10 protein-coding genes are annotated in these 12,712 nt (G+C 52.2%); 7 read left to right on the forward strand and 3 right to left on the reverse strand.

Annotated elements, in window-relative coordinates:
* Together D6694_13760 and D6694_13765 are read left to right on the forward strand one after the other, a co-directional pair.
* Nucleotides 1-891: hypothetical protein (locus D6694_13760; protein RMH36594.1), on the forward strand; the 891-nt coding region annotated here is incomplete at its 5' end.
* An 80-nt stretch (nucleotides 892-971) separates the two neighbouring features.
* Nucleotides 972-1,637, forward strand: coding sequence for a hypothetical protein (locus tag D6694_13765; protein ID RMH36595.1), 666 nt, complete (start codon nucleotides 972-974; stop codon nucleotides 1,635-1,637).
* 3 nt (nucleotides 1,638-1,640) lie between these two features.
* On the opposite strand, the gene D6694_13770 is transcribed toward D6694_13765, so the two are convergent.
* Complete coding sequence (locus D6694_13770) at nucleotides 1,641-2,321, reverse strand: Crp/Fnr family transcriptional regulator (protein RMH36596.1); 681 nt, start codon at nucleotides 2,319-2,321, stop codon at nucleotides 1,641-1,643.
* A gap of 132 nt (nucleotides 2,322-2,453) precedes the next feature.
* Here D6694_13770 and D6694_13775 point away from each other — a divergent pair, with 132 nt between their 5' ends.
* The gene (locus D6694_13775) at nucleotides 2,454-2,969 is read left to right on the forward strand and encodes a sel1 repeat family protein (protein RMH36597.1); all 516 of its coding nucleotides are present in this window, start codon (nucleotides 2,454-2,456) and stop codon (nucleotides 2,967-2,969) included.
* 2 nt (nucleotides 2,970-2,971) lie between these two features.
* Here D6694_13775 and D6694_13780 read toward each other — a convergent pair whose 3' ends face one another.
* Entirely contained in the window at nucleotides 2,972-7,291 is a 4,320-nt protein-coding gene (locus tag D6694_13780) for a response regulator (GenBank protein ID RMH36598.1), read from the reverse strand.
* 86 nt (nucleotides 7,292-7,377) lie between these two features.
* Nucleotides 7,378-8,052 carry a JAB domain-containing protein gene (locus tag D6694_13785; GenBank protein RMH36599.1) on the reverse strand — a complete coding sequence of 225 codons (675 nt, stop codon included), beginning with the start codon at nucleotides 8,050-8,052 and terminating at the stop codon, nucleotides 7,378-7,380.
* 79 nt (nucleotides 8,053-8,131) lie between these two features.
* On the opposite strand from D6694_13785, the gene coaBC reads away from it, so the two are divergent.
* The 4 genes from coaBC to slmA form a co-directional block, all read left to right on the forward strand.
* The gene (coaBC, locus tag D6694_13790) at nucleotides 8,132-9,370 is read left to right on the forward strand and encodes a bifunctional phosphopantothenoylcysteine decarboxylase/phosphopantothenate--cysteine ligase CoaBC (protein RMH36600.1); all 1,239 of its coding nucleotides are present in this window, start codon (nucleotides 8,132-8,134) and stop codon (nucleotides 9,368-9,370) included.
* The gene (locus D6694_13795) at nucleotides 9,367-9,843 is read left to right on the forward strand and encodes a dUTP diphosphatase (GenBank protein ID RMH36601.1); all 477 of its coding nucleotides are present in this window, start codon (nucleotides 9,367-9,369) and stop codon (nucleotides 9,841-9,843) included. Before coaBC ends, D6694_13795 begins: the two co-directional genes overlap by 4 nt.
* Nucleotides 9,844-10,484: 641 nt before the next feature.
* The gene (locus tag D6694_13800) at nucleotides 10,485-12,455 is read left to right on the forward strand and encodes a phosphomannomutase/phosphoglucomutase (GenBank protein ID RMH36603.1); all 1,971 of its coding nucleotides are present in this window, start codon (nucleotides 10,485-10,487) and stop codon (nucleotides 12,453-12,455) included.
* A gap of 29 nt (nucleotides 12,456-12,484) precedes the next feature.
* On the forward strand, nucleotides 12,485-12,712 hold a 228-nt coding region (slmA, locus tag D6694_13805), incomplete at its 3' end, for a nucleoid occlusion factor SlmA (GenBank protein ID RMH36602.1).

The following is a 12,712-nucleotide window of genomic DNA, read 5'->3' on the forward strand; positions in this document are numbered from 1 at the left end:
ATCAGCCAATGGCCGGACAATCGCGTATTCGAGGCCATACGGGCGTCTCAAGCAGACATCTTACTCGACCTGACCGGGCTGACCTCCGGCGGGCGTCCAAATGTGGTGGCCAAGCGACCGCTTGACATCAACATCTCCCAATGGGGCTTTTTGAATACCGCGGGTACTGGCATTTACGACTTCATCACGACCGATCCGTGGATCTGGCCACCAGATGGTCACACAGTCATGGCAGAAAAGCCCATCATGCATCCTTGTGGCCTGCTTTCCTGCTGCGAACTCGAACATCGCTCGCCGCAAACAAGGCACAAGCGCCAGTGGGGGTTCAAAGATACCGATATTGTCATTGGCGCATTTCACAATGCTTATAAAATCACGCCGTTATGGCTTGCCTCGTGGCTTAAGCTACTGGCAGAATATCCCAATTGCCACTTGTGGCTGTACGCCCCAACCACAGAGACCCGGGACAATCTGTGCGCTTGGATTACCCAAACAAAATCAGACGTCTTGCCTCGCGTACATTTCGCCGCTCCTTTACCCTTGCTTGAGCATCAAGCACGGTTACAGGCCTGTGATTTCTTTGCCGACACTTTCGGTTATAACGCTGGCGCCACAGCGGTCGGAGCCATCGCTGCTGGCTTGCCTATTCTGACCATGCCTGGCCGCACCATGCTGTCACGTATGGGATTTGCCATCAATCAATCGCTTGGTTTTGACGAGCTATGTCAAACAACGCCTTCAGACTATTTTGCTTTAGCCGAACAGTGGCTATCCAACACCGCACAGCTAAAAGAAGTGCAAGTTCGCCTCGTTGAGGCGCGTGAACGGAGGCGCTGGGGCGATGTCGCGGCATGGACCGACGAATGGCTATCACTTGTGCGAAAACTTTAAGCAAACTTCTCAGCCCTTGGCTACAGTTATGAATACTTGCGTGAAATCACAGGAGCGTTGCCGTGCACATAGTTCCAGCCATGGATCTCAGAAATGGCCAATGCGTATACACGGAACGAGACAAAAATCGTTTTGAACACGCTAGGTATGTCGATCCGTTGGACGTTGCTGAACAGTGGGTAAGCGCAGGAATCGACCATATCCACATCATTGACTTAGATGGCTACCAATACAAAGAGCCCCGGAATGTCCCAACTGTCAGGCGACTCGTGAAGCAATTCCCGCGCTGTGAATTCGAAATATGCGGTGGCGTCTGTCAAGAGGAACATATCTTGATTTGGCAGGATACCGGCGTGCACAAGATTGTGGTCACTAAAAGTGCTTTACGAGATGCCGACACGCTGGCCGCTTGGTGTCTAGATTTTGCGGATCAGATAGTCTTACTTGCGGAGCTCAAGCGCAACATGGTGTTTGGTAACATCGGCCATTTTTATGGACAGTCTCTTGCCGACTTTCTGCCTTCGCTCGCGGACATTGGTCTTCAAAGGGTTATCCTGACGGAAATTGAAACAGGGAATACGCCACCTGACATTCCAACACCACCGACCACCCTTGATGTCTGGTTATATCTCGGTCGGCAACTGAACGCGCAAAGCTCGCCGATTGATCCCTTTCTTACCTGCGGCGCCAGCACACTCATTGTCGGTCGGGCCGTGCACGATGGCCTCCCTCAAAAAGCATCCTGACCCTTACCACTCGTCGGGAAGCTCCTTGAGAATGGTGATGTAGCCACCCTTGATGTCAATATAACCGCCTCGCCGCAAATCTTTCAAAATTCTCGACACCATTTCTCGAGACGCGCCAACCATACTGGCGATGCTCTGCTGCGTGAGTTTTTCGCGAATGACTCGTTGACCCGCAACATCTTCAGCCATGCGGTTGAATATCACGACGATTCGACCATACACGTCCATTAACCCGAGCCTTCGGATCGATTCCGTCGCCAAATAGAGGCGTTCGGCAAGCTCTTGTATCAGATTACTGGCCATCACCGGATAGGACAGAAGACAGCGCTTGAAGTCCGTACCGGGCAACACCGCCAAGCGGGTTGGGGTCAACGCTTGCACTGAGGCAGTTCGAGGCGTGCCGCGAATCAATCCAAGCTCGCCAAAATAGTTCCCTTTGACCAATTGATTCATTGTGATTTCCTTTCCGCCCTGTTCGTCCAGAAATACCTTAACGCTGCCCTGCAAAATAAAGTAAACATCATTTGACGGCTCTCCCTCTGCCAAAATAAGGCTTCTCGGGGAAAAGGTTCTGACAAAACACAAACGACTGATGGCCATCAGTGATTGGTCATCCAATCCCTTAAATAAGGAAAACTGTTTCAATGCGTCGCAGTCCACACAGTCAGATTGCATGTTGCCCATGCTCCATCACGCCTTTCGATGTGAATATTACACAACTTTTCTGGTAATATTTCACTGGTTTATTGTGTTATCACGTTCTAAAATTGATAATTATCAGCCGTAGTGCGGGAAGGGAGCGTCCACAAATACGTCATGACTCGGAACAGCGCTATCATAAAGCAATTTGTTTGCTCGATGCTTTTTGTTTTGGCATTCGGTTGCGTGGCCGTGCCCGCTATAGCGGGCGGCCTTGTCGCAGACCGTGCAACAATTTATGTGTCCGAGTACAGTCGTCTGCGCCACCTGGCTGAGCTAGGCGATCCCAATGCCCAGTTTCTTCTCGGCAATCTGTACTTCACCGGTAAAGCTCGTCCCCATATCGTGCAAAGTGATGAAAAAGCATTTGAGTTTTATATGAAGGCCGCTAAGCAGGGGCATGCGGGTGCGCAGCATAATGTCGCCGTGCTCTATCTCAAAGGACGCGGTGTTAAGCGAAACGTCGATCTGGCGGTTGCTTGGTTCATGCTTTCCGCCAAAAATGGGAACCGCTCCGCACAACGCGTCATTGCCCGCCTCCAGCAGGAAATGGATGCGCGCCAATGGCGCAAACTGAAATCGCTACACCAGCAACTGGCTCAGGAAATCAAAACCCCTCAGGTGGCCAAATAACCTTAGCTGCCGTGTTCGATATCGTTCTCTGACGTCGTCTCCGCTATATTCAAATCGGCATTGATTCTCAACTTGGAATAACGATGCGCGTGCAGGAAACCTTTGAAAAAGGCTTCCGACAGCGCTGAATATCGATATTGGTGTCGTGTGTGCGCATAAATGGCATAGGACACCGCCACCTCGCCAGCCTCACAACACGTTTGCAAGCGGTGGGCCAAGTTCACACCACTGCCAACCGCCCGATAAGCCATTAACTTTTCAGAGCCAATATTGCCAACTGTGGCGAAATCCTGATGGATACCGACACGCAGTCCCACCTGGTGATCAATGCCCTGTTCCAACCATTTCCGACCGAGCGCCTGCATGGTCTTTTGCATTGCCACTGCCGTTTCTACGGCCGCATGCGCCTGTTGTTCGCGTGGCATATCTTCGGGAGCACCAAAGAAGACAACCAAGCCATCCCCGAGCACCTCGTTGAGTACGCCATCATGACGCTCCACAACTTCACCCATGGAAGCCACAAATTCATTAAGCAATTCGGTGATCACTTCCGCTTCGAAACGATCGGTCAACTCCGTAAAGCCTTGCATATCGGCAAACAACACCGTGATCAGCCGACGGGAAGGAATGAGCGACACAGCTTTTTGCTGTTCAATGACCTGACGGACCAACACTTCGGGAAAATAACGCTTTAACTTTTGGAAGGCTTGCTCCAAAGTCTTCCTTGCTTCTTCCTGTTGGCGAGCCACATGAATTTCCTTAAGCAGCACAAGCGTCTTGACACGGGCAAGCAAAACTTCTTTGTTAATGGGTTTGATCACAAAGTCATTGGCGCCACTTTCTAGCCCAAAGATAATGTCCTGCTCCTCCCTTCGGGCGGAAATCAACAAGACTGGAAGCTCGATTGGTGAGAACTTGGCGCGAATCCGCCGACAGACCTCATAGCCCGACAATCTAGGCATCATGACATCCAAAATCACCAGATCATAGTCGGTGTGCTCAATGCAACGCAGTGCCTCATCACCACTTTTAACGGCATGAGGCCGAAAACCTGCCAAACGAAGGAAATCGACAAGCACCCTCCGATTCACAGCCTCATCATCGACCACGAGGACGCGCGGCTGTTCACCGCTTTCGTCCGCATTTTGGGGCAATGTATCTGGCACATCGCTATTCGACGCCAAGACAGGTACAATTTCCTCTCCCTGTTCGGCGTCGCTTATCGATAAGTCAAAGTAAAACGTCGATCCCTCTCCCAAGGTGGAATCCACAAACAGATCACTACCATGGAGCCGTACCAATTCTCGGGTGATGGCCAACCCAAGGCCGCTGCCGTGTTGTTCGCGTGATAGAGAGCGCTCGATCTGTTCAAACGGCTTGAAAATTCGTTCTCGATGCTCGGGCGCAATCCCTGAGCCGGTATCGGATACGGACACACGAATGCGCGAGGCATCAAGCTTTCGCGCAGAAATACGGACTTCACCACGTTCAGTGAATTTAATGGCATTGCCGACCAAGTTAAACAAAATCTGTTGTAGACGAACACTATCCGCCCGCACTGGCGGCAGATTGTCCTCAATGTCTACCTCAAGCCTTATAGGTTTATTCTGAATCAGTGGTTTGCTCACGGCGGTCACCACGTCAACAACAGCCGCAAGGTCAACTGGCACAGGATGAATGTGCAGTTTTCGATGCGACAGTCTTTTGAAATCCAAAATTTCATTGACCAGCGCTGCGAGCCGACGACCGCTGCCTTCAATCAGCTTAAGTCCTTCTTGAACATCCTCATTCAGCTTGCCTGCACTGCCGCTCAACAGCGCCTGTGTCAAGCCAATGATCCCAGTCAGAGGCGTGCGCAATTCGTGAGACACGATCGACAGAAACTCATCTTTAATGCGATCGGAATTTCTCAGTTGCTCGGCAATGGCCTCCTGCCGTGCCATTTTTCGCCGATACAACCATAAAACGGCACCCACAATAAAAGCCAGAACCAACAGGTAAATTGCATACGCTTGCGGGGTCAACCAAATGGGAGGGGCCACCGAGAGCTTCAATGAAAAAACCGTTTGTGTCTCGTACCCCTGAGCGGTTTTACCTTTGAGTTCAAGCTGATAATTTCCCGGCGGAAGGTTTGAAAAATTGATCTCGGTACCCGCATTTGTCTCACGCCAGTCATTGTCGAGTGGATTTAGGCGGTAATACAAGTGATTGTTTTGTGGCGAAAGGTAATCCGTCACAATCGCACGCAAACTGATATCGTTATTGCCGTAGCTCAAATTTACCTGCCCGCTGCCGAGCGGCTGCCAGCCCCTATCCCCCACCCGAATCTGCGTCACCACCACTCTTGGTGACACCCTAGGAAGCCAACGCTGAAAACGCTGAGCCACCAAAACACCATGTTGGCCGCCAATCACCAACCAACCCCGTGAAGTTTCCATGCCCACCAACGGGGGCACCAAAAAAGGCGGCACACCATCTGGCGGACCGAAACGCCTCAGTGCCTTCATCTCTGGCTGCCAGCGAAGGATACCTTCGTCACCAAATAACCAGAGCGCTCCGCGGCTGTCGAATAAAAGCGCACTATCAGAAACAAAAATATCCTTCGCTTCTAACGGAACACTCTGGAACTCAAATGAATCACTATGGCGCATCACCGCCAGCCCTGCATCGGTAGCCACCCACAAGCGACCCGTCTTATCAAGCGCGATAGCGTGAATATTGTTGTCAGGCAAAGCGCTCGGATTACCCGAATCATGCAAAATAACCTGAGCAGTGCTTTGTTCAGGCAAAAATCGAACCAAACCACTGCCGCGTGTACCAAACCACATGACGCCTGACGCCTCAACGGCAGCACTGGTAAATTCCGCTCGCCCAAACACACTTTCGCCGCCGATGGGATACCAATGGCGCAACGCCATCTGTTTCGTCGTCTGTGACCATTGGAAAACTGCCACGCCCCAATTGGTGCCAATCCATAGTCGATCTTGGGTATCCATCAACATAAAATTGACTCGAAAATTCGCTTCGACGCCAGGAAGTTGAGCCACGACACGCGGCTTTTGCCCGATTTCAAGCCGTCCAAGCTGGCCTTTGTGATCTACGAGCCAGGCCGCACCATACCGATCGACCACCAACGCCAACAATCTTGCCGACAAGTCAGCGCCGAGTGTAGTTCGATAAACGGAACGAACTTGCAACGTGTCCGGGTTGAGGGCATCCAGACCGCCATAGCTGCTGATAAGAATGTCGCCGTTTGGCCATTCTGCGACACCGGTAATCATATTATGGCTCAGCCCGCGTCCTTGCACCGGTGCATAGACGATTCGACCAAAAGTGGCCTCGTAACCGAGAGAAAGCCGCAGGCCACGAATCGAACCAATCCAAATTAATCCAGCCTGATCTTCAAATAACGTCAGTGCCCGCCCCTCACCGTTTGATGTCTGAACTGGCAGCCAATTGTCTGCGGCCGATCGCTTGACAAAAAGGCCCTCGCTCGTCGCCAACCAGTAAGCGCCCTGTCTGGTTCTCAGCATGTCAAGAATCTGTAGTTTGTCCGAGGTCACCGGCAAACGGATTCGCTGTACGCGCGCAAGATTGGGCGGGATACGCAACAGGCCATGGTTTAAGGTGCCAATCAGCAGCTGGCCGTTGTCATCTTTGACGATGCGTGTGATGGCCGGTTGTTGGTCTGGAAATATCCGAACGATACGAAACTCTCCCGTGCGCTCATTCAGTTGGCCCAACCCCGCATCTGTCGCGATCCAAAGGTGATCACCGTCGGCCCGCAAAATATCCGTCACGATCTGGCCAGGGAGCGCAAGATCGTCAAGGGGATTATGATTGAAAGTTCGAATTTCGCCGCTGATTAAGTCAAACCGATACAGGCCACTAAACGCGGCAATCCATACCGCCTGCCCATCACGAAAAAGCGACTGAACGCCGATATTGGCTAGATCTCCTACCCGCGTTCGAACGACGCTTAGCGTCTCCCTTTGCGGATCAAACCAGTAAAGACCACCATTACGCAACCCAATCAACAGGCGCGGGCCGATCACTTCGATATCGGAAACATCCCCGGAGATCACCTTGAGTCGGTTGTAATAACGAAACGCCAATCCATCATAACGGACCACGCCCCGTTTGGTTGCAAGCCAAATCAAGCCTCGGTGATCCTGCACAATTTTACGGATCCAGTGTGGCGCCGAGTCTGCCTTATGTGGCGCGAACGTGCTGACCCATAGCACATCCGGCTGGGCAATCCCATGGCCAGAGAGCAGCATCAGGGCAGCAATCACATAAACTTGTCGGAATAACCGAGTCACACCTTTGTCAACATATCAAGCGTCCATACTGTTGAGTGTACTCGATTTATTGCCGGACAAAAGTGCCATGCATCAATTTTTAGGCGTTAGAGCCAGCCTTTTTCAGCAAAAGAGACCGCCGTGCCTCCACCAACGACCACGTGATCGAGCAGACGAATATCCATGTGACGCAACAGAGAGCCTAGTTCGGAAGTCAAGCGTCGGTCAGCGACACTGGGCTCAGGATCACCGGAAGGGTGGTTATGGCCGATAATGATCGCCGCCGCGTTCAGCCGAAGCGCTTCACGCACCAACACCCTTGGATGCACTGACGCTTCATGGATACTGCCACGAAACAAGTTTTTGAACGCGATCATTCGGTGCTTCTGATCAAGAAACAAGGTGGCAAAGACTTCCTCTGGCTCAGCCATTAACCGTAGTGTAAACAGCCGCTTCACGTCCTCCGGGCAACCAAACATGGGCTTTTCGCGGCAATTCGTTTGCCAGGCACGCTCCGCGATCAACAAAGCAGCTTTCAATTGCGCCGCCTTGGCATACCCTATCCCCGGCTCGGCGAGCAACAACTCAACACTGCTGCGCATCAAACCGGCCAGCCCACCGAATCTTTCTATCAATCGACGGGCCAATAGGATCGCACTTTCACCACGGCGACCTGCTCGCAACAATATCGCCAACAGTTCCGCATCGCTCAAATCGTGCCCGCCGGACGCAAGCAATCGTTCGCGCGGCCTTTCATCCTCCGGCCAATCTTTAATCGACATACGCTTTCCTTTGCAATGCCTAGGTTTCTCCCACCTCATCCGCTATGATAACGCTTACTAAGAACAACAGCCGTCATCCATGACCGACTCGTCCTGCCAGTTTCTTGCCAATCACAATGTCATCCTAGGCATCAGCGGCGGTATCGCTGCCTATAAGGCCGCCATTTTGGCCCGTCGGTTGATCGACGCTGGAGCAACCGTCCAGGTCATTATGACACCCAATGCCCGACAGTTTATTAGCCCGCTCACGCTCCAAGCGCTCACCGGAAGACCCGTGCGGATTGAGCAATTTGACGTACAAGCTGAAGCAGCTATGAGTCACATTGAGCTGGCACGATGGGCAGACCTCATCGTCATTGCCCCTGCAACGGCCAATACCATCGCGCGTCTTGCCAACGGATATGCCGACGAGTTACTGTCCACTGTCAGCCTTGCATCGAGTGCCCCGAGGTTTATTGCGCCGGCCATGAATCAGCAAATGTGGCTATCCGAGGCCACCCAAAGAAACATTCAAACACTTCGACAAAGCGGTGTTCACATTATCGGGCCTGCCGAAGGTGATCAGGCATGCGGGGATATTGGCCCTGGTCGTATGGTTGAACCCTCCGACATCATGAGCGTTTTACAACAATGGCGAAGTGAAACAACACTCCTTGCCGGCCAACGTATCGTCATCACTGCGGGTCCCACCTACGAATCGCTTGATCCGGTGCGCTTCCTTGGCAATCGAAGCACTGGCACCATGGGTTTTGCGTTGGCAGACGTCTGTGCCCGCATGGGCGCTCATGTCACACTGGTGTCAGGTCCGGTGGCTCAACCAACCCCCGCAGGGGTTCGTCGTATTGATGTGACAACCGCGCTCGAAATGCATGATGCCGTATTGGACGCTGTTTCAGAACCCACAGACGGTTTCATTGGCTGTGCCGCCGTCGCCGATTACCGCCCCGCGCAAAAACAAGTGGAAAAGATCAAAAAGACAGGCAGCGAGCTAGTGCTTACTTTTATTCGCAACCCGGATATAATCAAAGCAGTGAGTATGTCCCAAAACCGCCCGCGCTGGGTCGTGGGGTTTGCCGCGGAAACCCGCAACCTTGAAACCTATGCGAAGCGCAAATTGCGTGAAAAAAGGCTGGATGCGGTATGCGCTAATGATGTCAGCCGTTCAGATCTTGGTTTTGGGCGTGGACAAAATGCGTTGACTGTCTATACGGCCGATGGAAAACGTATCGAATTGCCAGCATCAGAAAAGCCATTGTTGGCGCGCCGGCTAATGTGTTGGTTGAAAACACATGTCATTGATCAAAAGAGGGATGCATGATTCACGACAAATCACACACATTTCCACTCAAAGTCAAGATCCTTGATCCACGTATCGGTGACACCATTCCATTTCCGCACTACGCGACAGACGGCTCAGCAGGTCTCGATCTGCGCGCCGCGCTCGAACGTGATCTCACCTTACACCCAGGTGAAACCGAGCTGATCCCCACTGGTATCGCCATTCACATTGCCGATCCAGGGCTGGCCGCCATGATCCTGCCACGTTCTGGCCTTGGTCACAAACACGGTTTAGTGCTCGGCAATCTCGTCGGGCTTATCGATTCGGACTATCAAGGACAACTGTATGTTTCTTGCTGGAATCGTGGCAATAAGGCCTATACTATTCAGGTTGGTGAGCGAATCGCACAACTTGTGATTGTGCCGGTTCTGCAAGCCGCATTCGAAATTGTTGAAGACTTTGAAGATAGCATCCGTGGCGAAGGCGGGTTCGGCCATTCAGGCACCCACTAAACATTGGATTGAAATGCAAGCTGTATTGAGCGAGGACTGCCGTGAAAAGAAAACAACAAATCTCTCTGGAAAATGAGGCTCAGCCACAGAAAAAACAGCGGAAAGCAGCTCACCCAAAACGGGGTCTGACGCTGCTTAGGTTTTTAGCACCCACGCTGTCTATCAGTATACTTGCTTTGTTGGCCGTTGCTGTCATTCAATACTACCTCATTATCGAAATTCCCAGTCAAAAACGTACAGACCGGTACTTAAAGACGACCCTGACCAGTTATGCAGAGTTGGTTCGATTAACCGCGACAGGTGCCACTGAAGCGCTTGCCATTGCGGCGCAACAACCACCCTTGAAGCAGGCAGTGCTGTCCAACGATGGCCCAGCCCTCAAACAGCTAGAGGCACAACTTACCCAGCAGTTTCCTAAAGCCATCGGTGTTCGTATTCTCCCCGCCGACATTCGCACCACCGATCCAAATTCAAAGCCGCCCATCACCAATGTGACACTTGACCTCATTCGACGTGTCGCCAAAGGGGAGCGCCTGTTTCCGGAAGTCGTGGGCGTTGGCACACCAAATGCGCACGTTGCCTTGATTGAGCCGATTAAAATCGAGGGGCGTTTGATCGGTTTTCTACTCGCCGGATTCAAAATGGAAGTGATTAACGATGCCCTTTCCAAAATACAGTCTGTGCCAGGCTATTTGGAACTCAGGCAAGTCTTTGGTGGCGTCAAACATGTTCTGGGCAGCCATGGCGACCCATCACTCAAGCAAGGCGAGCCACTTAGTGTTGGAGCGCTTTCCGGCACCCCTTGGGAAATGGCCTATTGGCCTGCGCCGAACGAAAATTTTTCAATTTATGGCGACACCCTCACTTTTTGGATAGCGGTGATTGCCATGCTATTACTGATCGCAGGGCTCGGCTTTTACGGTCTTTACCGTCTCGGCAAAACCGTTCAAAAAGATGCCTCAAGGTTGCTACGTCTTATTCTTGAGGCCAAAACACCGCATTTCGCCGTCCCCGAGAACTTCTTCACACTGGCCATTTTCACAGATCTTGCGCTCAGCCTCTCCAGAACCGGCATCATCACCGTTGAAAGCGCCAGTACGATGGACACCACGACCCATGAAGACATTTCTGATAAGCGTATTCCGCATGCCATTGAAGATACGCATGGTGACGAAAATGCCTTGCCACTGCTGGAAGAAGATGATGAAGATGCGCAACTGATCAAGCAAAGCGCCGCTAAAACCATCCCCGAAGAAATTTTCAGGGCCTATGACATCCGTGGCATTGTCGATGAAGCACTCACCGAAGAAACCGCTGAGCTCATTGGTCGCGCCATTGGTAGCGAAGCATTTGAACGCGGCGAACAAACCGTGATTGTCGCACGCGATGGGCGACTTTCTAGCCCACGTTTATCTGAGGCGCTCAAGCGTGGTCTGATGGCGTCCGGAAGAAACGTCATTGACATCGGCGAAGTGCCAACGCCGGTGCTGTACTACGCCACCCATACTCTGGACGCCAAGTCCGGCGTCATGGTCACCGGTAGCCACAATCCGCCTGATTACAATGGTTTCAAGATTGTTCTCGCGGGTGAGACACTTTCCGGCAGTGACATACGCGCCCTGTATCGACGTATTGTCTCAGGGGAGTTGCTCTCCGGCACCGGACACCAGACAACAAAGGATATTGTCAGCGATTACATCGGTCACATCGTCAACGATATTGCCCTCGCACAACCAATGCGCGTCGTCATCGACTGTGGGAATGGGGTCGCTGGAAATGTGGCCCCTCGTCTGTTCCAAGCGCTCGGCTGCGAAGTGATCGGACTTTACTGTGACGTCGACGGCAATTTCCCAAATCATCATCCAGACCCGAGCAAACCTGACAATTTGAGAACCCTGATCGATACCGTGAAAGAACAACAGGCGGACATTGGGCTGGCCTTTGATGGAGATGGCGATCGCTTGGGGGTTGTCGACTCCGAGGGCAATATCATTTGGCCAGACATGCAAATGATGCTGTACTCGATGGATGTGCTCTCCCGCAACCCCGGCGCGGACATTATTTTTGATGTCAAGTGTTCACGCCATCTCGGGACCACCATTCGTGGTCATGGTGGGCGTCCGATCATCTGGAAAACGGGACATTCGTTCATCAAAGCCAAGATGAAAGAAACCGGGGCCTTGCTGGCAGGCGAGCAAAGTGGCCACATCTACTTTAAAGAGCGCTGGTTCGGCTTTGATGACGGCTTATATGCGGGTGCCCGGTTGCTTGAAATTCTCGCCGCAGACTTTCGCAAGTCTCACGAGGTGTTTGCGGTGTTCCCCAAAACACTGAGCACACCAGAGATCAACGTTGAGGTCACTGATAAAGAAAAATTCGCCCTAATGCAGGCACTGGCGAAAGAGGGGGACTTCGGTGAAGGCAAGAAGATCACCATCGACGGAGTTCGCGTCGACTACGCGGATGGGTGGGGCTTAGTCCGTGCTTCAAACACAACGCCATGCCTTGTGTTCCGTTTTGAGGCCGATAATGAAAAATCGCTTAAGCGAATTCAATCCATATTTAAGCGGCAAATAGAGAGACTCAAGCCTGATGTCAGGCTGCCATTTTAATACGTAAGCATTGATAACGAGGGGGATCCATGGCACGTAAAGGGGCTTCCGGTGAACGCAAACAAGCCATCTTGCAAGCATTGGCCATTATGCTTGAACGTGACGCTGGACAACGCATCACGACCGCCCGATTGGCGAAAGAGGTGGGTGTCTCTGAAGCCGCGCTCTATCGCCATTTTCCAAGCAAGGCCAGAATGTTTGAAGGGCTACTAGGTTTTGTTGAAGAAACCTTGTTCTCTCGGATCAACCGCGTTCTG

This window comes from Gammaproteobacteria bacterium (genome assembly GCA_003696665.1).
Taxonomy (GTDB): domain Bacteria; phylum Pseudomonadota; class Gammaproteobacteria; order Enterobacterales.

What these genes read in the sequence shown, in the direction of transcription:
- D6694_13775 (RMH36597.1), top strand. Translation starts at nt 2,454, where the DNA reads ATGACTCGGAACAGCGCTATCATAAAGCAATTTGTTTGCTCGATGCTT.
- D6694_13765 (RMH36595.1), top strand. Translation starts at nt 972, where the DNA reads ATGGATCTCAGAAATGGCCAATGCGTATACACGGAACGAGACAAAAAT.
- D6694_13795 (RMH36601.1), top strand. Translation starts at nt 9,367, where the DNA reads ATGATTCACGACAAATCACACACATTTCCACTCAAAGTCAAGATCCTT.
- coaBC (RMH36600.1), top strand. Translation starts at nt 8,132, where the DNA reads ATGACCGACTCGTCCTGCCAGTTTCTTGCCAATCACAATGTCATCCTA.
- D6694_13770 (RMH36596.1), bottom strand. Translation starts at nt 2,321, where the DNA reads ATGGGCAACATGCAATCTGACTGTGTGGACTGCGACGCATTGAAACAG.
- D6694_13785 (RMH36599.1), bottom strand. Translation starts at nt 8,052, where the DNA reads ATGTCGATTAAAGATTGGCCGGAGGATGAAAGGCCGCGCGAACGATTG.
- D6694_13800 (RMH36603.1), top strand. Translation starts at nt 10,485, where the DNA reads ATGGAAGTGATTAACGATGCCCTTTCCAAAATACAGTCTGTGCCAGGC.